Source organism: Lysinibacillus sp. HST-98 (genome assembly GCF_016757845.1).
In the GTDB taxonomy this organism is placed as follows: domain Bacteria; phylum Bacillota; class Bacilli; order Bacillales_A; family Planococcaceae; genus Lysinibacillus; species Lysinibacillus capsici.
Genome location: NZ_JAENHX010000003.1, coordinates 384,851 through 409,847, shown reverse-complemented (window position 1 = coordinate 409,847; position 24,997 = coordinate 384,851). Strand labels below are relative to the sequence as shown.

27 protein-coding genes and 1 pseudogene are annotated in these 24,997 nt (G+C 38.4%); 2 read left to right on the top strand and 26 right to left on the bottom strand.

Features of this window, described 5'->3' with window-relative positions:
* Positions 1-8 precede the first annotated feature (8 nt).
* The 7 genes from JIN86_RS10695 to JIN86_RS10665 all read right to left on the bottom strand — a co-directional run bounded on the left by JIN86_RS10695 (position 9) and on the right by JIN86_RS10665 (position 6,498).
* Positions 9-617: a histidine phosphatase family protein gene (locus JIN86_RS10695; RefSeq protein WP_004228778.1), complete on the bottom strand. Its 609-nt coding sequence runs from the start codon at positions 615-617 to the stop codon at positions 9-11.
* Complete coding sequence (locus JIN86_RS10690) at positions 614-1,708, bottom strand: pyridoxal phosphate-dependent aminotransferase (RefSeq protein ID WP_004228779.1); 1,095 nt, start codon at positions 1,706-1,708, stop codon at positions 614-616. Before JIN86_RS10690 ends, JIN86_RS10695 begins: the two co-directional genes overlap by 4 nt.
* Entirely contained in the window at positions 1,695-2,651 is a 957-nt protein-coding gene (cbiB, locus tag JIN86_RS10685) for an adenosylcobinamide-phosphate synthase CbiB (RefSeq protein ID WP_202341918.1), read from the bottom strand. The genes JIN86_RS10690 and cbiB overlap by 14 nt, the downstream gene beginning before the upstream one ends.
* The gene (locus tag JIN86_RS10680; RefSeq protein ID WP_202341917.1) at positions 2,648-3,331 is read right to left on the bottom strand and encodes an adenosylcobinamide amidohydrolase; all 684 of its coding nucleotides are present in this window, start codon (positions 3,329-3,331) and stop codon (positions 2,648-2,650) included. Before JIN86_RS10680 ends, cbiB begins: the two co-directional genes overlap by 4 nt.
* Positions 3,332-3,535: 204 nt before the next feature.
* Positions 3,536-3,721, bottom strand: a complete 186-nt coding sequence (locus JIN86_RS10675) for a hypothetical protein (RefSeq protein ID WP_004228787.1) — start codon at positions 3,719-3,721, stop codon at positions 3,536-3,538.
* A gap of 104 nt (positions 3,722-3,825) precedes the next feature.
* Positions 3,826-5,184, bottom strand: a complete 1,359-nt coding sequence (locus JIN86_RS10670; RefSeq protein ID WP_202341916.1) for an aspartate kinase — start codon at positions 5,182-5,184, stop codon at positions 3,826-3,828.
* 561 nt (positions 5,185-5,745) lie between these two features.
* Complete coding sequence (locus tag JIN86_RS10665) at positions 5,746-6,498, bottom strand: glucose 1-dehydrogenase (protein ID WP_004228793.1); 753 nt, start codon at positions 6,496-6,498, stop codon at positions 5,746-5,748.
* A gap of 202 nt (positions 6,499-6,700) precedes the next feature.
* Between JIN86_RS10665 and JIN86_RS10660 the strand changes: the two genes are divergently transcribed.
* On the top strand, positions 6,701-7,312 hold the full coding sequence (locus JIN86_RS10660) for a TetR/AcrR family transcriptional regulator (protein ID WP_004228796.1): 612 nt from the start codon (positions 6,701-6,703) through the stop codon (positions 7,310-7,312).
* An 80-nt stretch (positions 7,313-7,392) separates the two neighbouring features.
* Here the strand turns inward: JIN86_RS10660 and JIN86_RS10655 are convergent, their stop codons facing one another.
* The 14 genes from JIN86_RS10655 to JIN86_RS10595 all read right to left on the bottom strand — a co-directional run bounded on the left by JIN86_RS10655 (position 7,393) and on the right by JIN86_RS10595 (position 19,178).
* Positions 7,393-8,238: a nucleotidyltransferase gene (locus JIN86_RS10655; protein ID WP_202341915.1), complete on the bottom strand. Its 846-nt coding sequence runs from the start codon at positions 8,236-8,238 to the stop codon at positions 7,393-7,395.
* Positions 8,239-8,345: 107 nt separating this feature from the next.
* Positions 8,346-10,475, bottom strand: coding sequence for a type IA DNA topoisomerase (locus JIN86_RS10650; RefSeq protein WP_004228801.1), 2,130 nt, complete (start codon positions 10,473-10,475; stop codon positions 8,346-8,348).
* A gap of 164 nt (positions 10,476-10,639) precedes the next feature.
* On the bottom strand, positions 10,640-11,740 hold the full coding sequence (locus JIN86_RS10645) for an alpha/beta hydrolase (protein ID WP_202341914.1): 1,101 nt from the start codon (positions 11,738-11,740) through the stop codon (positions 10,640-10,642).
* Positions 11,741-12,241: 501 nt separating this feature from the next.
* Positions 12,242-12,559: a hypothetical protein gene (locus JIN86_RS10640; RefSeq protein ID WP_004228809.1), complete on the bottom strand. Its 318-nt coding sequence runs from the start codon at positions 12,557-12,559 to the stop codon at positions 12,242-12,244.
* Positions 12,560-12,706: 147 nt separating this feature from the next.
* Positions 12,707-13,531, bottom strand: coding sequence for a copper amine oxidase N-terminal domain-containing protein (locus JIN86_RS10635; protein WP_202341913.1), 825 nt, complete (start codon positions 13,529-13,531; stop codon positions 12,707-12,709).
* Positions 13,532-13,782: 251 nt separating this feature from the next.
* Positions 13,783-14,898, bottom strand: a complete 1,116-nt coding sequence (locus JIN86_RS10630; protein ID WP_202341912.1) for a hypothetical protein — start codon at positions 14,896-14,898, stop codon at positions 13,783-13,785.
* The gene (locus tag JIN86_RS10625) at positions 14,885-15,382 is read right to left on the bottom strand and encodes an RNA polymerase sigma factor (RefSeq protein WP_202341911.1); all 498 of its coding nucleotides are present in this window, start codon (positions 15,380-15,382) and stop codon (positions 14,885-14,887) included. Before JIN86_RS10625 ends, JIN86_RS10630 begins: the two co-directional genes overlap by 14 nt.
* Before the next feature lie 249 nt (positions 15,383-15,631).
* The gene (locus JIN86_RS10620) at positions 15,632-16,129 is read right to left on the bottom strand and encodes a hypothetical protein (RefSeq protein ID WP_202341910.1); all 498 of its coding nucleotides are present in this window, start codon (positions 16,127-16,129) and stop codon (positions 15,632-15,634) included.
* A 136-nt stretch (positions 16,130-16,265) separates the two neighbouring features.
* Positions 16,266-16,772 carry a GNAT family N-acetyltransferase gene (locus JIN86_RS10615; protein WP_202341909.1) on the bottom strand — a complete coding sequence of 169 codons (507 nt, stop codon included), beginning with the start codon at positions 16,770-16,772 and terminating at the stop codon, positions 16,266-16,268.
* A 101-nt stretch (positions 16,773-16,873) separates the two neighbouring features.
* The gene (locus JIN86_RS23535) at positions 16,874-17,104 is read right to left on the bottom strand and encodes a hypothetical protein (protein ID WP_274772861.1); all 231 of its coding nucleotides are present in this window, start codon (positions 17,102-17,104) and stop codon (positions 16,874-16,876) included.
* 153 nt (positions 17,105-17,257) lie between these two features.
* Positions 17,258-17,569, bottom strand: coding sequence for a hypothetical protein (locus tag JIN86_RS10610; protein ID WP_202341908.1), 312 nt, complete (start codon positions 17,567-17,569; stop codon positions 17,258-17,260).
* 155 nt (positions 17,570-17,724) lie between these two features.
* Entirely contained in the window at positions 17,725-18,318 is a 594-nt protein-coding gene (locus JIN86_RS10605) for a VanZ family protein (RefSeq protein WP_202341907.1), read from the bottom strand.
* A 162-nt stretch (positions 18,319-18,480) separates the two neighbouring features.
* Positions 18,481-18,972 carry a hypothetical protein gene (locus JIN86_RS10600; protein ID WP_202341936.1) on the bottom strand — a complete coding sequence of 164 codons (492 nt, stop codon included), beginning with the start codon at positions 18,970-18,972 and terminating at the stop codon, positions 18,481-18,483.
* The gene (locus JIN86_RS10595) at positions 18,972-19,178 is read right to left on the bottom strand and encodes a helix-turn-helix transcriptional regulator (RefSeq protein WP_004228831.1); all 207 of its coding nucleotides are present in this window, start codon (positions 19,176-19,178) and stop codon (positions 18,972-18,974) included. Before JIN86_RS10595 ends, JIN86_RS10600 begins: the two co-directional genes overlap by 1 nt.
* Before the next feature lie 253 nt (positions 19,179-19,431).
* Here JIN86_RS10595 and JIN86_RS10590 point away from each other — a divergent pair, with 253 nt between their 5' ends.
* Entirely contained in the window at positions 19,432-19,923 is a 492-nt protein-coding gene (locus JIN86_RS10590) for a DinB family protein (protein WP_202341906.1), read from the top strand.
* 160 nt (positions 19,924-20,083) lie between these two features.
* Here the strand turns inward: JIN86_RS10590 and JIN86_RS10585 are convergent, their stop codons facing one another.
* From JIN86_RS10585 to nagZ, 5 genes and pseudogenes are all read right to left on the bottom strand, one after another.
* Positions 20,084-20,977: an SDR family oxidoreductase gene (locus JIN86_RS10585; protein WP_202341905.1), complete on the bottom strand. Its 894-nt coding sequence runs from the start codon at positions 20,975-20,977 to the stop codon at positions 20,084-20,086.
* 281 nt (positions 20,978-21,258) lie between these two features.
* The gene (trhO, locus tag JIN86_RS10580) at positions 21,259-22,197 is read right to left on the bottom strand and encodes an oxygen-dependent tRNA uridine(34) hydroxylase TrhO (RefSeq protein WP_202341904.1); all 939 of its coding nucleotides are present in this window, start codon (positions 22,195-22,197) and stop codon (positions 21,259-21,261) included.
* Between the two features lie 165 nt (positions 22,198-22,362).
* Positions 22,363-22,791, bottom strand: coding sequence for a hypothetical protein (locus tag JIN86_RS10575; protein ID WP_004228838.1), 429 nt, complete (start codon positions 22,789-22,791; stop codon positions 22,363-22,365).
* 156 nt (positions 22,792-22,947) lie between these two features.
* Positions 22,948-23,172, bottom strand: a pseudogene (locus JIN86_RS10570) (nucleoside transporter C-terminal domain-containing protein); the annotation flags it as partial.
* Positions 23,173-23,259: 87 nt separating this feature from the next.
* A complete protein-coding gene (gene nagZ / locus JIN86_RS10565; protein ID WP_202341903.1) occupies positions 23,260-24,948 on the bottom strand; it encodes a beta-N-acetylhexosaminidase in 1,689 nt (562 codons plus the stop codon).
* Between the last annotated feature and the right edge of the window lie 49 nt (positions 24,949-24,997).

The window sequence follows — 24,997 nt, the reverse complement described above, 5'->3', positions numbered from 1 at the left end:
GACACCTCCTATTGTAAATGCTGTAGATTACCAATATCCTTCACAAGCCATTGTTGACCTTGCCGTTCAATCACTGTCACACTTGTCCCATGAATGTACGGGGCTGCCCATAGCTCACTAATGCTGCGCTGTAAAATAGCATTGATGATGCATTTAATCGTTACAGCGTGGGAGACAATGAGGATAATTTCATTGCGATGTTGGGCTGCTATTTTTTTTAATGTAAACATCGCTCTTTCTGTTACGGCTCCAAAGCTTTCTGTATGACTCGCAACAAACTGCGCAGGGTAGTTCGTATATAGCTCATAATCAAGCTTATATGTCGCCAGTATATCGTCGATTGTCTGCCCCTGCCATTTCCCTAAATAGATCTCCCGTAAATCATCTTCATAGGCAATAGGCAGCTTGCGATTGGCCATCAAAATAGCCATTGTCTCTCTTGCACGACCACTTGAACTACAATATGCAGCGGTAAAAGGAATCTGTTGCAGTTGCTTGTGAAGTTTTTCAGCCGCTGCTCTACCGTTTTCCGTTAATGGAGAATCCAGCCACCCCTGTAGTCGATGCTCCTGATTCCATTTCGTTTCCCCATGTCTTACTAGATAAAAAGTTGTCACTTTTCTCTCCCCTTATTTACGTTAAACCACGCTTGTAGACAATTATGTAAAGATGTCATGGCTGCAATGTCTTTTATGCCAATACGGAACCACTCACCCTGCAAACCTTGAAAGTTTTTTGTGTGACGCAGCACAACACCCTGTGCAAGACAATAGGTGAAAAAGGCATCGGCTTGCTGTGTTTTCGGTAAGGAGAAGCACACATAATTCGTCACACTATTCGTTACTTGGCAGCCATTGTCTTGTAAGTAACGATGCAGCCATTCCCTTTGCGCTGTGGCATAGGTAATTGCCTGCTGACAATAGTGCTGCTCGTCTAAACAGCTTGCCCCAATTACAAGCGCAAAGGCATTTAAATTCCAATGCGGCAGCAGATCTTTTAAGGCGCTCACAATAGTAGGTTGTGCAACCAAATACCCAAGTCGTAAACCTGGGATCGCATACATTTTAGTCATCGAACGAACAACAATAACATGTGGGTTTTGTGCACTAAACGGAATCAGCGAATGCGCCTCATCTACCCAATCCATAAATGCCTCATCGATCACAAGCTCACAGTTAACGATTGCTCCGTGTGCCATTAAGGCGAGTAAATCTTTCTTATTTGGCAGTACGCCAGTCGGATTATTAGGTGTACAAAGATAAACAGCATCTGCCGTCATCATTTCCTGCTGTAGCTGCTCTAATGGCAATGTGTAATCGATAAAATCCGTCACGACAATAGGAACAATCGTAGCACCTGCTGCACGCAATGTTCGCTCATACTCTGAAAAAGTCGGATGCACAATGATGACACGCTTATTGGCATAGCGTCTTGCTAGTACACTAAAAAGCTCTGAAGCCCCATTGCCTAGTAAAATCGTATTCTTCGCTACTTGATGAAAAGCAGCGACCTTTGTTAAAAAAGGTTCTCCATCTGGATCTGGATAGCGCTGAATTAGTGGATAAAAAGTACGCCAACGTGCCTCCACAAAGGCTGGTGGTCCTGCCGCATTGACATTTTCGCTGAAATCATACACCACCTCAGGCATCATTAAGCCTAATTGCTGATAAACATTTTGCGGATTTGCACCATGATTAGGTAACTGCATAAATTAACACCTCCACCGCTAACATAACAAGCGCAAACAGCACTGTGGCAATACGCATATGAATAATGGACGTTGCAATATGTTCTTTCGTTAATGGCACTAATTTTTCCCCCATAATTGCTCGATGAGAGACAACGCCCTGATACGTATTTTTTCCTCCTAGCTGTACACCAAGCTGCACTGCAGTCGCTGCCTCTAAATAGCCACTATTTGGACTAGGATGCTTCTTTGCGTCCTGTACCCAACGCTTTAAGCGCTTGCCAAGCGAACGATCTGTTTCATTTTTCGTACCAAGCACGATCAGTAAGCCTGTAATGCGACTTGGAATAAAATTCAGTACATCATCAAGCTTGGCTGAAAACATACCAAAGTCTTTATATTTTTCATTTTTATAGCCCACCATCGAATCCAATGTATTGACAGCCTTATAGCCCCATAAACCAATTGCCCCAAATAAAAAGGCATAAAAGAGTGGAGCTGTCACACCATCACTTGTATTCTCAGAAACCGTTTCTACCACACCACGCACGATTTCATCCTCGCCTAGTTTATCGGTATCACGTCCGACAATCCAAGACAGCTTAACACGTGCTTCGGCAAAATCCCCTTTGACAAGCGGCACATAGACAGCCATCGCCGCCTCCTTCAAGCTCCGCTGTGCCAGTCCGATACCAATCAGAAGACCCTCTACAAGGATGCCAAAAATGATACTCACCTGATAGCTTAATAATAGAGCCAGCGTCACTACAAACATGGTCGTGCCAACAACAGCAAGTGCCATCACTGTCCCACGTAGCTTGCGCCATTTACCCTTATTCCATAAAGCTGTTTGCGATTGAATCAAGTGTCCAATCCAGCGTACAGGATGAGGAAGCTTCGGAGGGTCCCCTACTACTAAATCAAAAATAAGCCCTATGATGCAGGCAATCACGATAGCAATCATTTAGACCTCTCCTCTTTATCTTTTTTGTATTTCCTAACCGCCTCACACATCGTTTCATAAACACCATAGCCAATGACCTTGCCCAGCATGGTGATGGGACCTGCATATTGATGGAAGTCCCCTTCTTCTGTCGAGGCAATAAGTAAGCTATCAGTAGATGTACCTGTAGCTTGTGTGCCTGTCGTTGGATCTGTAATACCTTCATCTACTAAAGCCTTGACCTTGGCTTCCGTAGTTGAAATCATTGCCTGAAAAAGTGCCTCATCAGACAGCTTGCCATTGATCAGCACCCAAGTATTAATGGTGCCTGCATGGTACTGCTCCTCTCGTTGAAAAGCACGGGTAATATCCACCGCATTGCCAAGCCCTGCGGTAATCATAATGACAAGGTGGATTCCCTCATATGTAAAGTCACGAATAGTCGCAAACTTAGCTTGGACAGCCGTCATCATAGCCACTGTCTTGTCATGCGGGAAATGCTGTGCCTGCAAAAACTGCAGCAATTCCTGATGTGGCTGTCGTTCATCATAGGTAATAGGCACCGTTCGATTCATCAGATACGTATAATAACCAAAGCCTGGGTTATGCATGGCTGAGGATACAACCTTCATGGCTGAAGCTGTTTGAAGGGCAACATAATCGTCAAAAATATGAATGCAGTCCTTAGTAAGTATAGGCAATCAATCGCCTCCTCGCGATAAAGTTATGACGGAACATAAAAAAACAAATTCTTACAAAGAAGAATTTGTACGGTCGATTCTTTATTAAAATTTGAACCTTCTGAACATTTGTACAGCATAACAACTTCATAATACTCAAATTATTTATTTTCTTTGAAATTGTATCACAACTTTGGCGATTGTCACAATTCCATTTTCAAAGTGTTATTGCTGCTTTTGTTTGAGATTCTTAAAGCGGATAACAGAGCCAACGATAATAAAGACCCACCCAATGCCTATGTAAACAATTTTCATTGTTTTTGTCGATGACGGTAAAATATCCATAATCGTTAAACAGACAAAAAGTATTCCAATGACTGAAAAAAGCATACCAATTGTTAAATTTTTCACGAATAACCCTCCCAACTATGTACGCCCTCGATTTTACCGTATTCTCAGCAAAAAGAAAACACTAATCCAAGCAAGAAACACTTGGATTAGTGATGATTGTGTCATTATGCTTTTGCATGGGCAAAAAACTCTTCATATAACGCTTGTAAAATGCGGTTTTCATATTCCTGAAGGACACCAAACACGAGGCTCACTTCAGAAGAACCTTGATTAATCATTTCAATATTTGCGCCAGTTTTTGAAATCGCTGTGGCAGCACGGGCAGCTAATCCTGTGTTATGACGCATCCCTTCGCCCACAATCACGATCATGGAAAAACCGTGACGCATTTCTACATACTCTGCATGTAGCTCTTCTTTCACACGACTAAGAATGCGTGCTTCATTTTCTGGTGTTAGTTGATTCGAACGCATGATGACAGAAATATCGTCTAAACCAGATGGTGTGTGTTCATAAGAAATATTCTCATCTTCTAAAATTTGGAGTAGCTTACGTCCAAAGCCTACCTCACGATTCATCAAATATTTAGAGACATATAAAGTTGAAAAGCCACTGTCTGCCGAAATCCCTGTAACTGGACGACCTGTTGCAGGACGGCTTGGTACAATACGTGTACCTGGGGCTGTTGGATTATTTGTATTTTTTATGTTAACGGGCACCCCAATCTTGTAGACAGGCATTAACGCTTCATCATGGAACACTGAAAAGCCTGCATATGATAATTCGCGCATTTCGCGATACGTAATTTCTTTAATTTCCACTGGATCGTTGACGACTTTCGGATTCGCGGAGAACACACAATCCACATCCGTAAAGTTTTCATACAGCTCCGCTTCAACGGCTGCTGCTAAAATGGAGCCTGTAATATCAGAGCCACCGCGGTCAAATGTTCGCAATACGCCCGCTTTAGTGTAACCGAAGAACCCTGGGAACACAATAATTTCTTTTGTGTCTTTTAAAGGGGCTAAATTAGCATACGCTTCAGGTAATGCAAAGGTTCTTTCTGGTAAATCATTGACCACTAAACCTTCTTTAGGACTGACATAGCGTGCGGGCATACCAATGGCATTAAAGTAAGCGGCAATAAGCTTGGCGTTATTATCTTCACCTGCTGCTTTAATACTATCGATGAATAATTCCACATTTGTTTTGTCACCTTGTACACGTTCACGTAAATCTTCTGTGATTACGTCACAAATGGCATTATCTAGCCCCAAACCGTCCGCAATCGCTCTAAAACGATCCACAACAGTCTGCAATTTTTCCTCTGTATTCTCTTGTTGTAACGCTGCATTTGCTAATTGTATTAATAGGTCTGTTACTTTTATATCGTCACCAGAACGTTTCCCTGGTGCTGAAACGGCAACAATCTTACGCGCCGGATTAGATTTTACAATGGTTGCTACTTTTTGTATTTGTTCTGCACTTGCTACAGATGTTCCACCAAATTTACACACGATCATATCTATCAAATCCTAACTTTTTCAAATTAATTGTATTCCTCCACAAAACAATTGACTGTACACAGTGTACAAATTATCGTTTCCTACGTCAATACAATTTAAAAAATTCACGCAATTTTTCGAGAAATATGGACAATTTTCGTACTGTTTGATTTATTATACGGATTTCACATGAAATAGTTAAGGTTTTTGTGAATTTTTTTTCGTGACGTTGACATAATCGTGAAATTTCTCGTTTTGACTTTCTTCTATATAATGAAGAAAACGCTTTCTCCATTTATGATATGCACAAATATCCACTATGTTTGTGCTATTTTTGTATGTATCGTTGATTCCTTCAGCAAAGCTTTTTCTTTTATTTATGAGGGTTCTCTCTCGTATCGAGGGGTTATTGATCAATCGCGGGTATTTGCCTCTCTACCGCGTGTTTTTCCCTTCGATTCGCGGGTATTCATTTCTCTACCGCGTGTATCTTCACTCGATTCGCGGGTATTCTCACTCATCTGCATAAAAAAACTAGGCTCACGTCGAGTGATGCCTAGTTTTGATTTTGCTATTGGATTAAATGGCTGTCCAGCCGCCGTCGATTACGAGCTCTGCGCCTGTCATAAAGCGGGATTCGTCTGACGCTAAGAACACTACGCCATAAGCTACATCTTCAGGTTCACCGAAGTATGGTAATTGCGTGTAAGCTTGATAGTATGGCAATGCACCGCCCTCTTCCATCGTAGGCGCTGTCATTGGTGTTACAATAATGCCTGGATGAACAGAATTCACACGAATTTTATCTTTACCATATTCAATTGCAGCCGATTTAGAAAGCACACGAAGCGCTCCTTTTGCTGCTGTATAAGGGCTTGTACCAGCCATTCCCACGATTCCACCGATCGAAGAAATATTGATAATTGAACCACCGCCAGCTTTTTGCATTTCAGGAATCACATATTTCATGCCAATGATACAACCATTCAGGTTAATATCCATAATTTTATTCCATTCAGCCATTTCCATGTTGGCAATTGTTTTAGGTGATGAAACGCCCGCATTGTTGACGAGGATATCCACTTTGCCATATGCCTTTACAGCCTCGGCAATCACTGCTTTCCACTCATCCTCAGAAGTAACATTATGTTGAAGACCAATAATGTCGCCACCATTTTCTTTAATTTCTTTTACTAAATTATTCAAGGGCTCGATTTGTACATCGGTTGCAATGACCTTTGCGCCTTCTTGTGCAAATAGTTTTGCCTCAGAAGCGCCCATTCCCATTGCTGCTCCTGTAATAATTGCTACTTTCCCATTTAAACGACCCATCATAAAACTCCCTTTCTTCTATATAAATGAACAATTCGTGAATACGTTAACAACTAGTTGTATTATCGACACGGTGTCGTTAATATAATTATAACGCGCAATTGAAAAAGGGCAAACAACACCAAAGCCCATCATGATGCTTTCACAACACTTGCAATCGGACTGTTGTTTAAATAGAAAATTTAATACAAGGAGCTTCAACATGTCGAAAAAAATGGACCCTCGCGTCATCAGAACGCGCCAATTATTAAGAGATGCACTAGTGGCATTAATTGATGAACAAGGCTATGAAAAGATTACGGTACAAGATATTACACAACGGGCTACATTAAACCGTGCCACTTTTTATTTACATTACCGTGATAAATTAGACCTTCTCTATCAAAGCTCAGAAGAAGCCTTGCATGAGCTTGTAAGTAGTATTCATCCACCCTTCGAAGAGAAGAAGGATTTTGATTTATTACCAAATTATGACCAGCCACATGAGACATTTATGCATTTATTTGAACAAATAGCGCTGAATAGTAAGCTATACAAGGTCTATCTCACGGAAAAAAATATCCCTTATTTCTCCGATGGCCTTAAAGACATTATTATCAATTTTGTCTCGAGCGGCATTCAAATGATGGAGCCTGACGACCAAAAGCTGACCGTGCCGCGCGAAATGGCCGTCCGTTTTTATGCAGCCGCCTTTCTTGAAGTAATCGTCTGGTGGTTAGAAAATGATATGCCCTATACCCCCAAATTTATGGCGACCCAGTTAATGCGTATTACCATTAAAGGCCCTTATATTGACAACCCTTTTGAAAAATAAAGCAGAACACCAAATTCCAATTAACAACAAAAGGTAATCACAACGCATATGTGATTACCTTTCTCTATTTGTCTCGAAAGTTATACGATTTTCATGTTTAATTCTCTAGTAGGGTTATAGAATTGTAACCATTTCTCAGCTTCACTGACCATCCACGTTCCAAATTCATTTAAAAACAATAACAAAACGTTCGTATCGATTATGGGTGTTATTGCATATTCAAGTGCCCTTCTCATGTCGCTTTCCTTGTCAGGGAAATATTCCGAGAACCGTTTGTAGGCGGGGTATAAATCCCTTGTATAGGTGTTTTCCTTCGTTATGACAAGTGCAAGCCCTGCTCTTACAATAATTTTCATAATCCACTTGCAACAATCTTTAATATCCTCTGTATCCGCATTATCTTGAAGATCATCACAGGCATTTTTTATTTGCCCCTGCAAATGAATAAGGTGGTCATTCGCTAAAGCCTCGTCCGCTTTATATCTTGATAATCGAGGTATTAAATCCTCTCCAAAGACACATATACTATGGGTTTGGAGGATGAAACTAATGATTGAAAAAGATGTCGTATTTAAAATATCTTCTTTGCCGAATACACTTAGCTCAATCCCATCTACACAAGGATGGTTTTGAGTTAACGCTTGTTCTACTTCTTTTATCCGCTTTACCTGCTGTTTTTTAGGCTTTTGCTTCGTAACCGCTATGGTGTCTAAGTCAGCTACCCCTTCAATACCTATCCCCTTTGGAATTGATCCCCTTATATATAGGCTATGTAAGTCATCTTGGAGAAGGGTGCGATAGGTATGAACCACATCGTTGATGACAGGAAGAAAAATAGGGTTGATTTTATTCCAATCTGCTTGATTAATAATGTATCCATCACGATCTGTCAGACATAAGCTGCCAATTTCTTTTATAGTCGTCATTACATCGCTCCTTTTAGGTGACTGATTTACTTAAAAATAGGATAGCATGTCCTATACAAACACACTAACCTACTTTCATGTTGGAAGTCCTTTGAAACTATCAGCATTTACTTTTCTTTAAATTCAAATTCAATTTTTCCTTCTACCAAACGTAGGGCTGCATTAAATGGTTTGCCACTCTGTGATTTAAAGCCTTTCATCAAAGCAGTTTTACCACTCTTACATAAATCATGAATGTTTTTTTCCGTTAGTTTTTTTCCTAATAGCCTTTGTGGGAACGTTTGCTTACAACCATTTTTATAATTCGAACAACCGTAAAAGCTTTTACGCAAGCCTATTTTCCCTTCCTTGCATGCTGGACAGATGGCAATATCTTTTACCACGGCTGGTTTAAACTGCTCTGCTTCAATTGTCAGAGACTCTAACTGTTTAGGCACCTCTGCTATTAATTGATGAATAAACTTGCCTATGCTTTCAATAAAATGCTTGGCAGAGCCTTCCCCCTTACCAATTTTATGTAAGTAAATTTCCCATTTAGCCGTCATGGAAGGGCTTGACAGTAATGTCCCTTCAATTGCCTGACATAAAAGCTCCCCTTTAGGTGTAATGCTCACGATATTTTTTCGTACTTCAATAAATCCATGCTTCTTAATCGTCTCGATAATGCCACTCCGAGTTGCTTCCGTCCCAATCCCTTCAATCGATTTCAGCACCTCGATTTCCTCTTCATCCTCAACCGATTTACCACAGGTTTTCATCATCGTAATGAGTTGACCTTCTGTATAGGGCTTCGGAGGTGTTGTCGTGCCTTCTAGTATAGCAATCTTACTTTGTACCAGCTCATCTTGGAACACAACAGGTAAAGACTCCTCACGCGCCTGCACCTCTGTCTCATTTGAAAATAATTCTTTCCAACCTTTGACAAGCTCTGTTTTCCCTACTGTTTTAAACTCTACATTTTTGACATTCGTGATAATCGTTTTTTCATCGTATTCATAATCCTGATGAAACATAGCGAGTGTCGTATTGAGGATTTCAAAATAAATATTTCGTTCATCCGCATTCATGGATTGCAACGCTTTGGCCGTCGGTATTTTTTTCGTTGGAATAATCGCATAGTGCTCCCCAACATTGGCACTGTCGACATAGCGCTTGTTCTTCCCTCGATTGATTGGCTGAAATGCTTTTCCCACGAGCTGCTGATAGTTTCCTAATGATTCATTTAAATAGAGAAACTCATTATGCGTAATGAGCTGTGAATCGGTACGTGGGTAAGAAACGAGCTTTTTCTCATAAAGTGATTGCGTAAGTTTCAACACATGTGATGGACTGTATTTCCAACGTTTATTGGCAGCCGCTTGTAAAGTTGATAGCGCATGTAGTTTAGGTGGTGCCATCCGCTTCGTTTTGTTCGTGACACTTGTAATGAGACCTGTATCATGCGGTTCAATCCCATGCTGTTGCAATAACTGCACTGCCTCAGCCCGCTCTTTTGTCTTTAGCTTTGCCTTCCCTTTATACACACCATGTTGAGCTTTAAATACCCCTTCGATTTCATAAAATTTCTCAGGTTTGAACTGTTCAATTTCCTGCTGTCTTTTATAAATTAAATAGACGGTTGGCGATTGTACTCGTCCGATGGAGATACTGCCCTTGAAGCCCTTTTTCTGCAACAGTAGCGTATAGAGGCGACTACAGTTCATACCCACTAACCAATCGCTAATTTGACGCGTTTTAGCTTCTTGGTACATCAGCAAGTCCCGCTCATTACCTTGCATATGATTAAAACCTTTTCGGATTTCCTCCACTTCTAATGAATTGATCCATAAACGTTTAACTGGCTTATTGACTTTTGTCATTTTCAAAAGGGAGTAGAAAATATTTGAACCCTCCCGTTCACTATCACAGCAGTTATAAATCATTGTTACTTGGGGATCACTAAAGATTTTTTTGACTGCATTGAATTGTGGATACATTTTAGAGACCACTTTATCTTCAAATTTTTGCGGAATGATCGGTAATGAAGCAAGCGACCACTTCTCCCATTCCTTGTGATATTCTTTCGGCTCCTTTAATTCAACAAGATGACCAACCGCCCAGGTAATAACTGCACCATGAGGAAAAGTAGAACAAGGTTCCAGTTCAATAAAGGTTTTCTCTTTTTGCTTCACTTTAAAGGCGTCTGCATATGCTCTTGCTTGAGATGGTTTCTCTGCTAATATAGCAATTTTCCCCATTAATCATCACATCTTCTTTACAATATTTTAGTAGCTTTTTCTATAAAAACATAAAACCCAACTAATCACATTAGTTGAGTTTATTTTGAAATACCTTACTACTATTTTACTTTAAACCATATAAAATAGCACTTACTAAAATCTTTGACCACTTTTAAAGCAAATTATAAAGAATCAAAAATTTTCTTTACCCATTCAAGATACGCTCGCATATAGTATTCCTGCTTAAAGCCATGATTCTGACCCTCTGCTACTATCACAGTCACATCCGCGTCTGCGTTTCGTGCAGATTGGATATATTCCTGCGGACCTTTTACCCCAATTGCTAAATCCTTTGTCCCATAAGCTATAAACTGAGGTATATGAGCTGTCCTGAAATGCGTAGATAAATCTGTCTGCTGCAAGAGCTCTTCCCGCTTTTCTGGATTTCTGACATCTTCATCATTAAAAGAAGCAAAGAGCATGGGCACATTATAGCGATACGTCAATGCAGGATAAATCATAGCAGCGGATGCTACTTGATCATCAACAGCATCAATGGCGTCAGGCTGATAACTAGTAGGAAACAGATTTTCACCCTGAATAAGGTTAATAAAGCTACCCGTCTGATAACCTCCAGCACTAAAACCTATTAAACCAATTTGATCTGGATGGAGACCATAATCATTGGCATGGTAACGTAGATAACGGACCGCACGCTGAACATCTAGCTGTGGAATAGGCCACTCATAGGGATTGGAACGATAGTGGAGAACGAATGCATTAATACCTGCTTTATTTAATGATGCAGCTACTTCCTTTCCTTCCGCTGTTCCTCCATCCATTTCCTTAAAGCCATAACCACCACCTGGCATAATAATGACGGCACTGTCACTGTTCGCGACCGTATAAGGAATCAGATAGGGCTCATCTTCATAGGTTGATTTTTCATAGCCCCCTTCAATTTCATGGATATAGGTAAAGGTATCAATGGCCACTTCATTGTCTTTATAGTCTTCTCCCACAATGCCAGTGGAAAATTTGAATGTCGCCAAAAGTCTGTTAGGATTGCCCTTAATATTCATATCGTCTAGCTTGCTTCCCGAATGATTACCTGCCACTTCTGCTCCCCAAATCTCCACCTTGTCTTCAATATCCGCAACTGGCTTGCCTGGTTTATTTCCTAACGGATTAATCACAAGAATAGCGTATCCAATCCCCATAAACAAAGTCAGTATAACTAGAAGGATTCCTGCTATCTTGGCTATCTTCTTCGCTACCCTCATCATCATAACCTCCATTAAATTTACTTATGTATCGTTTACTATTTATTATCTCGGGTAAAGGATTATTAACCTTTAGCTCATTCTTTAGCAAATAACGATTGAAGATCTTTTATAGCATTACAAAATTTTTATTCTTCCATTTTCTAAAGGATTAAAATGACCTTACTAAAGAAATGTCTGAAGACCACAAATTTTTTTAAAAAACTGCATACGTACCTTGCGTAAACTATATTATTAAAACACAACAATAATTTTTTCTAAAGATGGGGTAGGTATTGTAAAAAAAGGAGGGATACGATGTTTGATGAAGCTGCATATTTTATTTTTAGAGCGCTGTTAATTTTAACGGTTTTGGTTGTTGTGGTTGGAATCCCACTTGGTGAAATATTGATTAGAAAAAAATAAAACTGCATCTAAATGGATGCAGTTTTTGATTTTTATCCTACTTTGTGTCGGTAATAGATTTTGGGATTGTTGAAATAACGAACTATAATAGAAGTCTTAAAATGGATTTTCACCTTTTATAAAAGGAATAAAAACTACATAAATTGAACCAATAAAAATGAGCCAAAAGATTACGGATGTACGTCGCTGTTTAAAGATATTACTTTCCTGAAAAATAAAAATACCGACAATCAACGAGTATAAGACGAATAAAATATACGATAATCCAAACCAGTTTACCCATACGTTACCTGTAAATTGAATTCCAAAATTCTCGTATATAGGTCTTAAAATATAAGTTGTAAAAAGTAAACCAATTGATAGAATTACAATGATTTCGAGTAAACTAAGTACAACTTTCTTCCATTCATCCAAATAAATTACCTCATTTCTTCTGACAACATGAAAATATAAACCTGCGTAATGGTACAAACAAAGTTGCAATTTTGTTTAAGTAGAAAAAGGCTCTACTCCTTATTAAAGTAATTCCGTTAAAACAATAGTAAAACACTATTATCCACCTTATGGAACTGTATTACTCATAACCGTCACAAAGCCGTTCATCGAGGCATTATCAATTAATTGAAGTATGCCTAGTCTTGCGGTATCACTGTATGCATACCAATGATTTGCAGTAGTATCATGCACCAATACTCCGCCTAAGTCCCCTGTTGAAAAATAAATATCAAACCGTTTGATACTGTTCGAGTCTTGGTCTAAAAAATCAAATTGCGCATTTTTATCATAGTCCCCTACTGGAATGGGATGAGCATCCCAAGGATTATAAGTAGGTGCTTCGACTTTACTTCTATTATTTTTTATAAAAGTATTATAAATAGCTTCGTTATAACCATTCCCATTAATTTGCTGTATGACTCCGCCTAATGTCATATGATATTCGTATTGCAATGCTTTTACTTTTATACCATCAATAAAGAGAGGCTGTGTCTCAACTGTTACTGTACCGTTATTGTAAGTGACATTGCTGCCAAATGTTTCGGCAAGAAAACGCATCGGAACAAAAGTACGATTATTCCTCATGTATGGCTCTACATCAAGCAGTTCTGTTTTACCGTTTTTCATCACTTGATTACGATTAAGCTTTAGTATGACCTGCATATCGTTTTTAGTAAGTGTGATTTGAGCATCTGTCCAAGTAACATTTGCCCCTAAATTTTCACTAATTACACGTAATGGAACCATTGTCCGATTATTTTTAACTTCTGGGTGTACATCGGATGCAATGGTAACACCGTCAACTTTTATTTGAAAATCGGCTGCATATGTAGGTGATGAAGTCATGATTAGAATCAACACAAGAAAAATTCCTGAGAACACTTTTTTCAACTTTGAACACTCCTTTTCTTAAAACTCACTATTCTCCCCAAAAATACATTTCACTAAATATTTTACCATAAAAATCCACATATATCGTTAAACTATTCTATTCTTTATTCAATCTACATGACCTATTAAAAGAAGACGCGTTTCGAAATAAACGCGTCCGATTGTTAGATAAGGATACTGATGAAAATTATCCAATAACGCTTTAGGAAGGTTTTTGCCTTCATGCGTAAATTGATGTTCTTTCTAAAAAGCTAATAAATTCCTCTACTAAAGGCTGGCTGCCAAATTCCTTGGGCATTTTTTTCCATACTTAGCTCTATTGGTCCTTCAAGTGAGATAAATTTTATAACCCCTGTTGTATCTGTTTGCTGCTCAAACTCTGCATGTTCTAACCCCGCAAAGAGATTTGCGATAATAAGGCGATTTATTTCCTTTGTAAACAACTCCTGTCGTACGATTTTCGTTTTCTCATAATGTCTTCTAACACTTTCTGTTTCATCGTTCCTATTTGTTGTGAACAATGCTTCATATGTTTCATAATCTTTTTCCATATCACTCATTAAAAACATTTTAGTAATCGCTTGGGGTGTCATATTTTTTAACTTTTCCATATTATAATCCTCTTTAAAGGCATTAAAAACTTGCTGCTCCTGTTCAGTCAATTCAAATGTTAGCTCAAAATTTTGGAATCCTACGACCTTACCTACTAATTGTCCCTCACTAATTTTCATAATCGTATGGCCCTCGTCACTGTCATAAACAACCATTTCTTTTTCTTTCGCAGAAATCGATTTGTCATTGAATAGCGCTGGTCTTGTTCCAAAGTTATGAAAAAAGTAAGGGTTTTTCAATGGGTCATTGATATCCTCTTTTTTTATTTGCTCATTTAATCCATGAACTTTTAATGGGATATCATCTACTAAAATTTGCCCTTGCTTCATTGTTACATGATCATTACCTAATCCTAATACAGTTGAAACGACAAGCCCATCCGTTCCATAAAAGGCAATATAATCTCCATACGTAATGGGGGCTTCTTTATCGATAATCATTGGCAAAAAATGCAGCATCCATTGTTTTCCAAGTAGATGAGCATATTGCGGTTGAATGATGTCTAACGAAGAAACATCATCGACAATCGGTAGTAGCTCAGTTTGCTGACTTGCGGTTTGTAGGTTATTCTTTTGAGAAAATTCGACGAATAGCATTAACCCAATAATGAAACAGGCTGCAATAGATACAGAGACTACCTGCCAGTTAAACTTTCTTTTTATGGGTTTCTTTTGCAATATACGTTGCTTTATGTCGTTTGTAAATGGGGCATCTTGTCGCAATTCTTCTTTTAGCTTGTCTTTAAATTCCTTCATAAAATATTGCCTCCAGTTCCGGATTTGTTTTCAACAATTCTCTCGCTCGACGAATCCTTGTACGAACGGTGTTTTGTGAGATGTTTAATAAACTAGCAATTTCAGAAACATCAAATTCTTCATAATAAAACAGTACAATGACTTCCCTATAATGAAGTGGTAATGCAAAGACAATTTGCTTTAAAGTTGCAAAATCCTCAGTTGCTATATATGTTTGCTCAACTGAGGGTTCAGTTCTGCCTAGTGGTAAAAGTTTTGAAATAAATGATTTTCTCTTTTGTTTACGTAGTTCATCGTGACAGCAATTAATAGCGATACGAGTTAAATACGTTTTCAATGAAGCATCTTTTCTAAAATCGTCTTTATGTAATAAATACTTCATGAGTACGTCCTGTGTAATCTCCTCTGCAAGCTGAAAATCCTTCATATATAAATAGCTAAGATGATACAAATATTCACCATATTGTTCTACGATTTGTTCCAACAACAACTCACCTCGTTTCAATCCTACTACTTAGACGCTCGTTTTCTAAAAAATTGTTCAATCTCCTGGAAATATTTTAGAATAGCCTTTTTATCAAGATTGCAGTAGTATGCAATGCACTTATAGATGATGCAACAGTACCTATGTATTAGATGGGCTTACTGATAATGGCCCTTTTCATGAAGAAAGACGCTTTCCTATTATTTCAGAAAAGCGTCCGAGAAGATCGTTATTCAACTTTATCTATAGTTAGTTCAAGAAGGACTGTTCTTTTTTCGATTTGTTAAATAAATCTATTCTTTCTTTTATACTTTCGTTCTTACTAGTATCCCACCATTCAACCACCACATAAATCTCATGTATATCTTTCAGTGTAATAAAGTCACCATTTTTATTGATGTATGGCCCTGCAATAGCACCAGTTGTATATTCTGCTATATTCGTCTCACCAGTAACTGAACCAGTATGAACCACTGAATCATCACTATCGATAACCACATGCGTTTCAAAGTGGAAGAAATCTGTCATATACGTATTGACGTTTTTCATTTTTAAGGTTCCAAATCCTGCTTTAAAGTCTTCTGGTGTGATAACAATTTCATATCCTGTTAGATTCCAGCTTTCACTTTCACCCATCAATAATAAATAATAAGTATTACCACTTTTTTGAGCATTGCAGCCAGATAGTACAAAGAACGACAACATCAAATAAATGCAAGGTACTAAACCTTTTATATGCTTCTTCATTCCATCCCCCTTTGACAAATTTTCGCATAAATATTAAATTCCCAAAAAGAATGCTATTCAACTCTTTAAAAGAAAAAGCCACGTTCCTATATATAAACGCGCCCTTTTCTGGAATAAAAAATGAATTACTCAATATTCATATACTTTTGTAGGCAACTTGAACGATTTGTTGTTCACCATTCTTCTCAAAAATCTTATAATTTTCCATCCCGATTTTTTCCGCAACTTTTTGGGATGGGATATTTTTTAAGGTCGTGTATGAAAATATTTCGGAATAGCCCAGAACATTCCATGCATATTCCTTACAAGCACACGCCGCTTCTGTGGCATACCCTTTATTCCAATACGCTTTAATAATGTGAAACCCGATTTCAGGTAACCATACACCGTCAATGTTCTGCATGGTTATTCCACAATCACCGATAAATTTATGCCCATCTTTTAAAATAACTGCCCATAGTCCGTGATTATATTGCCTATAATTTTTCTCATTCCATCTGATCCAATTTTTAACCTCTTCTTGATTAAAGGGATGAGGATAATATTGCATAGACTCTGGGTCGGAAAGCACTTTTGATAATTCATGATGATCGTCCATTTTTAACGCTCTAAGATATAATCGTTCCGTCTCGATTATCTGCAAAATGCCCACCCTTTGCTTTTAATTTATTTTGCCACAAAATATCACGCATTCCTTTTTAGAAATGCGCAGTACCTGTTTTTAAGCACATTTGAAGCTAAAAGTTACCCAAAGTAATGATGAAAACACCAAACAACAAGAAACAGACTTACGATCCCCCAAGCAGTGGTACTCCATATCCACCAAACTACAGATTTAGCTTTTGATGAATTTTCCTCTTCTTCCATATTCAATTTTATAAAAGCGACCTTACTTTCCATATCTTTTTTCATAGAGGCGAGCACAACAAATCCAATTATTATGAAACCAATAGTTATCAAAAGTAGTAGGTCCACCTATACACTCCCTTTATATAATTGAATTTCACCGCAATTTATTATAATAATTAGATTCTACAAAGATAACAATAAACCCATTGTTCTTTAAATGAAGAGAGCATTACTTATTAGCGAAATGTGCTCCCACTTAAAACACTGGAATCTACTATCCTACTTTTTGTTCTGTCTGTATACAATAAAAGTAAGTCCATTTAATATAAATGTAAAAATGAGAAGAACTGCTGTGGCTATCACGACTGCACGTGTCGTGTCCATGAGTGCCGTCCAATCCTCAATTTTTACTAAATGATAATTATAGAACATCTGAAAACTAATTGAAATAGCACAGGCACTGATGCTGAGAACGGAAAGGATGCCCCAATTAGAATGTTCATGTTTTTTATTTCCCATGAGATAAATAACTGGAAGTATCCAAGCGATTAGTCCTAGTAAGAGACTGCCAATATTAAGCCAACCAATCATAACGAATCCCTCTTTCTATTTTGTATTGCTGTTTAACAATACTTAACGGTAAATTGTAGGAAAGGTTTCAAATAACTGTATTATTCAACAATATTGCCCTTTAAAAGAAAAAGACACGTTGATTAATAAACGCGCCCATTGCCGAAAACTATTATTCAATTAAAACTACCATTATAAACTTTATCTTTTCGCTTCACTTTTATTTGCGTAAATATTTTCACTATTAATATACCAACTATTCCACCAAGCATATTACATAATAAGTAGATACCATCTAGAGAACCAATGTTCCTAGGAACTAAACTAAACGCCCCTAATAGTAGACGTAAAAGCTCTATTCCTAAACAACACAATATCACTATAAAAATGGCTTTATTTCTATTGTTAAAATGGAAAAGAACGAATAAAAATATCCCTAAAGGAAGTAATAATAAAAAATTATAAACTATAGCTGAATAGCTCCACAAATACATACTGAAGTGGATACCATCAAAAATTCCAAACCAATCATTAGCTGTAATAAAACTCCTACTTTTGTCTGCTGGATTTAGAGGTAAAAGTGTTATTCCCCCTACTTTAATTTGAAGTAAACATAGTAAATAGAAGAGAAAGCTATATAAAGTAACGCGTCTTTGATTAGGCTTGATTTCCTTTCTAAAGTAATCAAGAAATACATCTATAAAAATATAGACCAACAACACTAAAAATCCGAAAGGAACAATATTATATAGAACATAGTTTGTATGCAAGTAAACACCTCCTAAATTTTGTAACAACTATCATTTTACTTATTTTAACAATGTTAGTCAAAACCATTTTTCCATTTAGATGCTTTTAATGTCATATATAAAAAACACCCCTATAGACCACCATATCTATAGGGGAAAAAACGGTACGATATTATATGAAGCTTAGTAGGTTACCTCAGAATCTTTTCGCTTTGGCGTAAGTGCCGTAAAAAGCGCAATTAAATTAGGAGGAATACTAAATAATAAAAACAGCCAGTTTGTTGTCAGGATCGAGATGATCGTGAATATAATAATGGACGTCATGAAGACGAATAGGCCCACCTTCACACGCGAGGGCTGTAACGGGGCTGCACTGGACATATTGATGGTCAAAATAATCCCAATGATTCCCCAACTCGCTACGTGTGTTAATAAAAGGATACCTAAAACCATAGCAGTGCTTAATTGAATCCCAAAATTGAGTAACGTAAAGAAAACATACAGCGCTCCTAATGTCACATACCAAGAATAGGACCTGGCCTTTTGCCAAATATGGTAGTACAGCTCGTCTAATCCTCTGTTTTTTCTAGCTTTCTGTCGCCCGAACCACCATCCAAGGAGTCCACCAATCACTCCCCCATACAAACCAATCATACCCCAGATATTAATCTCCATCACTCATTCTCCTCCTCTTCAAATATAAACACCTCTTCAATTGTGCTATTGAACGCTTTGGAAATGTTGTAGGCAAGCTCTAAGGAAGGATTGAATTTTCCTGATTCAATAGCAATGATCGATTGCCGTGATACGCCAACTTGTTTCGACAATTCTTCCTGTGTAATCTTCTTCAATTTTCGTAATTCTCGAATTCTGTTTTTCATAATGCCTCCTTTATAAATGTAAAGCAAACTATACATTTAATGTTAAGTAAAGTTTACTTTACATCACTACATATGTCAAGCACACTTTACAATTTAATTTTTAATTAGAAAATGTCTAGGAGACATAACACCAAGATTCAAAAGATCATTAAAAGCTAAACAATGTCGATCTATTATTATGTACTATTTTTGGAAGATTTGATAAATTAATAGTAAGGAATGTTTTGAGCGTTACAACAAGGAGGTTATCCAAATGAGTAAAAAAGAGCTCTTGCAAAATGGAGTCAATCAGGTGTTTTACGAAGAGGAATGGTACCCACCGTTATCAGACGCATTAAAGAATCTCACTGCTGCGCAAGCTAGTTGGCAACCAGAAGGTAATGCTGCTAATACGATTTGGGAAAATGTAAACCATTTATTAATCTTTAAAGAGCGCTTACTTTCTCGCTTACATAAAGATGAGACATTTGTTGCTCCACAAAATAATGATGAAACGTTTGTCCAAGGAGAAGCCCATGATGAAGATGCTTGGCAAGAAACAGTGAAACGAACACTTCACGTACATGATGCCTTAAAATCTTCATTAGCATCCCTTCAAGAAGAGGCATTAGATCAACCTAGTCCCGCTCTTCCAGTTTGGCAACAATATCTAAATATCCTTTTGCACGACGCTTACCATACAGGACAAATTGTTCAACTTCGTAAACTACAAGGTTCATGGCCAGCTAAGCGCTCCTACTTATAAACGATGATTCCAATTGGTGATTGAAAAGCAGATGCCCCCTAAAGTTAGAGACAAACTACTAACTGTAGGGGGCATATCATTTAGTTCGTTTTCATTATCAATCTTAAGCTGTTTATCTACCATACTCAGATCACTGATGTCGAGAGAGGTTTTATTAAGTTTACAAGTCTATCGGCTTACCACCTGTCACTCCATAAATCTGACCCGTGATATAACTTCCTTCATCGGAGGCAAGCAGAACATACACTGGTGCAAGCTCTACTGGCTGTCCCGCACGGCCAAGGGGCGTATTTTGGCCAAACTCAGGAATCTCTCCTTCCAATTTTCCATTATCCAACTGCAATGGCGTCCAAATTGGTCCTGGTGCAACACCATTGACACGCACCCCTTTCGAAGCAAAATAGGAGGACAGGGATACCATAAAGTTGCTTATTGCACCTTTTGTCGCAGCATAATCCATTAAAGATGAGGATGGATCGAAAGATTGGACCGATGTGGTGGTGATAATTGCACTTCCTGGTTCCAAATGTTCTTCAGCAGCTTTTACGGTCTCGAACATGCTGATGATGTTTACTTTGAAAGTGTCTTGCACTTGTTTAATTGTTAAGTCACTTAGGGATGGCTGTGCGATCTGTTGCGCAGCATTTAATACAAGAATGTCCAATCCGCCAAAGGCTCTCACGGTTTTTGTAACAATCTCTGTCGCTGCGTTATCTTCTCGCAAGTCATACGGTAGCAGTAATGCTTTTCTTCCTGCTTTTTCAATTAATTCTTTAACGACGTTGGCATCTTCCTCTTCACCAGGGAAGAATTGGATGGCTACATTGGCTCCTTCACGTGCATAGGCAATAGCAGCAGCACGGCCAATCCCAGAATCGCCTCCTGTAATTAAGGCATTGCGCCCTTCTAGACGATTGTATCCTTTATATGATTCTTCTCCGCAGTCAGGTTTGGGGATCATTCCATGCTGTAGTGCTGGCGTGTTCTGTTCTTGATTTGGGAATTTTTCGGTATGAAATTTTTTACGTGGATCGGTTAGATGTGGGTTTCCCATCAACTATCATCTCCTATTTTGAATAGTTAGTGACAAACACTTTGCGTGCTTGCACTCTTTAAATCCTGTTACATTTTGTTGAATACCCTTTGAACATTTACTTTAAACAGCATCAGAACCAATGATTGAGTCATTTACTCTTCTTACAAAAGAAAAAACACCCTATATAAGCGAGCAGACTAGTCCAATGTTGAAATGGATAGTTTGAACACTTACATTGAGTGTTTTAAGAACCTTTATAAACCTAGGGTATGAAAGATATTTAATAACGCTTTGTTTGTTTAAATTAACGCCTCAATTGCTTGAGCTACTTGCTCTTCTGTTAAATTGTGACGCACGATGTAGCGATTGCGCGCATGCTTTGTACATTCGATTGTACAGCCACCTAAATGCTTTGCTTCATTTTCTTCGGATGCGATGATTTGCTTGTTACATTCAGGATTTGCACAGTTAATGTAACGTTCACAAGATTCACCGTCATAGTGATCACGACCGACAATCACATGCTCTACTTGATTGATTGGCACTGTTAAACGCTCATCGAAAACGTACATTTGCCCATCCCATAATTGACCTTTTGCAACCGGATCTTTTCCATATGTTGCCACACCACCATGTAATTGACCAACATTGCCAAAGCCTTCACGTTTCATCCAACCTGAAAACTTCTCACAACGAATACCACCCGTGCAATAGGTTAAAACATTTTTCCCTTCGAAGAGCTCACGGTTTGCACGGACCCATTCTGGTGTATCACGGAAATTTTTTACCTCTGGTCGAATCGCGCCACGAAAATGGCCGACATCGTATTCATACGTGTTACGCACATCTAATACTACTGTATTTTCATCTTGCATTTCAGCAAGGAATTGTTCTGGTGACAGGTAGCGACCTGTTAATTCATGGGGGTTGACGTCTTCTTCTAAGCCTAAGTTGACTAACTCAGGACGTGGGCGAACGTGCATTTTTTTGAATGCATGTCCTTCTGCCGCATCCATTTTAAAGACAATGCCTTCGAATAATGGGTCTGCTTGCATGTTTGCCATGTATTGCTCTGTTTGCTCAATCGTCCCCGAAACAGTCCCGTTAATGCCCTCATTGGCTACTAAAATACGACCTTTTAAACCGATTTCTTTACACATTGCTAAGTGCGTTGCTGAAAACGTCTCTGGGTCTTCAATCTTCGTGTAATGGTAATATAATAAAACTTGATAATTCATTGTTTTCCACCTATCATTTCAATATTTGCAGGATATTCCTGATAGTGTCTTTTACGACCTATTAACCATAAAGGATAATCCGTTAATATGCTATCGGTAATTAGACTGAAATGAGTAGAAATATTTTTCCATATTCCGCTAGATGAAAAAAGACACATTTATTCGTTAAACAAATTTTATATTTTTCTTCACCGCATTTTCTACTAAAGCGTAGAGTAAACCCGCAATCCCAAAAATAAGCATGGAATTAACAATACTTACATTATATTCTTCTATAAATCGCGAATCATAGATGATTGTTAAAGAAAAAGCCCCTATTGCCCCACCAAATAAAGTAAAGGGAACCACTTTGAACAGCCCATTTTTCATAAAACGACCCACAATAAATGTTAGCGGTAAAAACGAAATCGGATAGAGAATAAAAGCAAAAGAACCCATTAAGAACATATAACCAACGCCTAAATCACGAAATCCCATCATATATTCTGATGTTCTGATTTTTCTTCCTTCTAAAACCTCTAAGCCAAATCCTGCTAAGGCAAACAGCACTAAAAAAGGTATCCACATGAGTAAACAATGATAGAAAGTTCTCATTCTAATCCATCCTCTTCTGAATCTTATACTATTGGTACAATTAAACCTCATACTATATCAAACGAAAATTGTGGAAGAAAGTTACAATGCTTTTCACCCGTCAAAAGATCAATAAAAAGCCTATTTTAGGGATTAATACGCCTAAAATATGCTCTTCTAATTTCTTCTATTTACACTTACAAGTGAGGCACCGTATAGCAATTTTAATCCAAAGCGTGCCACCACATTGCCCTGCTTTTCATTTAACCCTTTTACGGCATCTACGATAGTACCAATCGAGCCAACGTTAGCAAAGGATATGAGGAAAACAGAGACAATCGCTGCTGTACGCTCACTGAAGCTATCTTGGATTTTAACGAAGTCCAGCATGGCAACGAATTCATATTTGAATTCCTTATCCACATTCTCACCCTATCCATCATTCACAAAAAGGAACATACACTGGTAGCTGTATGTCCCTTTTAGCGTTTATTTCATATACGTATTCAAAACTTTTTCGATGTCTGTATTAAGCTTGTTGATATCGACTGCTGGCACGGGCTGATTGACAAGCTGATATTTTTCTTTTAGTTTTAGGATTCTTTGGACACTTTCATTTATGCGTTCCTCTGTTATTTCCCCATTGCTGACAGCTACCTTCACCGCTTCTATCGCTGCTGTCATATTGGCATATTCATGCGCGATTAAAATAATATCACTACCAGCCTTGATTGAATCAACAGCTGCTTGCCCGATCGCATAATGATTCGTGATGGCTTTCATCGTCATATCATCAGTCATCACAACACCATCAAAGCCCAGTTGCTTTCTTAGCATACCCGTGATAATTTCCTTCGACATTGAGGAAGGATACTGGGGATCAATCTTTGGCAATAAAATATGTGCGACCATGACGACATCTGCACCACTGTTAATGGCCTCTTTAAATGGGACAAGCTCTAGCTGATTCAAATCGTTCAAGCTTTTTGTCACCTTTGGCAATTCTAAGTGGGAGTCCACAGATGTGTCACCATGCCCTGGGAAATGCTTCACGACAGGAATAACCTGCTCCGACTCCAGACCCTTCATTGTTTGAATGCCCAATTGGCTGACGATAGCTGGATCATTGGAAAACGAACGATCCCCGATAATTGGATTATTCGGATTGCTATTGACATCTAATACAGGCGCAAAGTCCAGATTGAAGCCAAATGCCCTTAATTGCTCCCCTAATAATTGGCCTATTTCAAATGAAAACTTGGATTGGTTAATGTCCCCAATTTTTTGGTTCGTTGGGAAATTGTTTAAAGCGCCTGGTAATCTGACTACTTTTCCACCCTCTTGGTCGGTGCCAAGGAAAAGTGGTAGCTGATTCTTCGAATTGGCAGCCATTATGTCATTCATCAATGTGACCGTTTGCTGGGGTGTTTCAAGATTATTGCCATAAAGAATCAAGCCACCTACTTTAGCCTTTTGAATAAGGCTTGTTGTCTCCGGCTGAAGCGTCGTGCCTGAAACACCTGCAAACATCATTTGACCGATTTTCTCGTCCAATGTCATTTGTTCCACCGTATCTGTCGCTTGTGGCTTCAGTTCCGTATAGATCGAAATATGATGAACAGTAGGATTGGCATCACTGTCAGTCGGTTTTGGTAAAATCCACTTTAATTGATAGCTGGCATTTACTTGGTAGACAAGAATAATTTGATTGGTCGTCGGATCCTGATAGTAACGAACTTCATCAGCTTCACCCAACTTATTTTTAATATCTGCTAAACGAATGCTTTTGATAGTCTCTTTCGATGAACGGATATCGAAGGCCTGTGAACCTCGATAACCAATCGTCACATCCTCATAATCTTCATATTGTCCATTGGCAATTTCAGTAACTTGCTGCGGTTCTCCCCATTGCTCACGAACCACTTGTTGTTCTGTATCTCCTGCTGCAAATGGCACATCAGGTACTTTCCCTTCTCGTGCGAATTGAGCAATATCCTGTATGAGAACCTCTATATTCTCTGAACCACCTTCCTGTTCGGACGCATCCTCTTGAACGGGCGTTGTCTCAGGATTTCTAGTCGGTTGTGTGACTGGTCTCATTTTCATGCCGATAAAAAAGGCTAGACCCATTAACATCAGCACAAGAATTAGCAGCACACCACGTCTTCTTTTATGCATGTAAAACCTCCTTCACCAAGCCATTTGGCGACATCGAAACAAATCTATC

What these genes read in the sequence shown, in the direction of transcription:
- JIN86_RS10690 (WP_004228779.1), bottom strand. Translation starts at nt 1,708, where the DNA reads ATGCAGTTACCTAATCATGGTGCAAATCCGCAAAATGTTTATCAGCAA.
- cbiB (WP_202341918.1), bottom strand. Translation starts at nt 2,651, where the DNA reads ATGATTGCTATCGTGATTGCCTGCATCATAGGGCTTATTTTTGATTTA.
- JIN86_RS10670 (WP_202341916.1), bottom strand. Translation starts at nt 5,184, where the DNA reads ATGATCGTGTGTAAATTTGGTGGAACATCTGTAGCAAGTGCAGAACAA.
- JIN86_RS10665 (WP_004228793.1), bottom strand. Translation starts at nt 6,498, where the DNA reads ATGGGTCGTTTAAATGGGAAAGTAGCAATTATTACAGGAGCAGCAATG.
- JIN86_RS10660 (WP_004228796.1), top strand. Translation starts at nt 6,701, where the DNA reads ATGTCGAAAAAAATGGACCCTCGCGTCATCAGAACGCGCCAATTATTA.
- JIN86_RS10655 (WP_202341915.1), bottom strand. Translation starts at nt 8,238, where the DNA reads ATGACGACTATAAAAGAAATTGGCAGCTTATGTCTGACAGATCGTGAT.
- JIN86_RS10650 (WP_004228801.1), bottom strand. Translation starts at nt 10,475, where the DNA reads ATGGGGAAAATTGCTATATTAGCAGAGAAACCATCTCAAGCAAGAGCA.
- JIN86_RS10645 (WP_202341914.1), bottom strand. Translation starts at nt 11,740, where the DNA reads ATGAGGGTAGCGAAGAAGATAGCCAAGATAGCAGGAATCCTTCTAGTT.
- JIN86_RS10630 (WP_202341912.1), bottom strand. Translation starts at nt 14,898, where the DNA reads ATGAAGGAATTTAAAGACAAGCTAAAAGAAGAATTGCGACAAGATGCC.
- JIN86_RS10620 (WP_202341910.1), bottom strand. Translation starts at nt 16,129, where the DNA reads ATGAAGAAGCATATAAAAGGTTTAGTACCTTGCATTTATTTGATGTTG.
- JIN86_RS10610 (WP_202341908.1), bottom strand. Translation starts at nt 17,569, where the DNA reads ATGATTGGTTGGCTTAATATTGGCAGTCTCTTACTAGGACTAATCGCT.
- JIN86_RS10600 (WP_202341936.1), bottom strand. Translation starts at nt 18,972, where the DNA reads ATGGAGATTAATATCTGGGGTATGATTGGTTTGTATGGGGGAGTGATT.
- JIN86_RS10595 (WP_004228831.1), bottom strand. Translation starts at nt 19,178, where the DNA reads ATGAAAAACAGAATTCGAGAATTACGAAAATTGAAGAAGATTACACAG.
- JIN86_RS10590 (WP_202341906.1), top strand. Translation starts at nt 19,432, where the DNA reads ATGAGTAAAAAAGAGCTCTTGCAAAATGGAGTCAATCAGGTGTTTTAC.
- JIN86_RS10585 (WP_202341905.1), bottom strand. Translation starts at nt 20,977, where the DNA reads ATGGGAAACCCACATCTAACCGATCCACGTAAAAAATTTCATACCGAA.
- trhO (WP_202341904.1), bottom strand. Translation starts at nt 22,197, where the DNA reads ATGAATTATCAAGTTTTATTATATTACCATTACACGAAGATTGAAGAC.
- JIN86_RS10575 (WP_004228838.1), bottom strand. Translation starts at nt 22,791, where the DNA reads ATGAGAACTTTCTATCATTGTTTACTCATGTGGATACCTTTTTTAGTG.
- nagZ (WP_202341903.1), bottom strand. Translation starts at nt 24,948, where the DNA reads ATGCATAAAAGAAGACGTGGTGTGCTGCTAATTCTTGTGCTGATGTTA.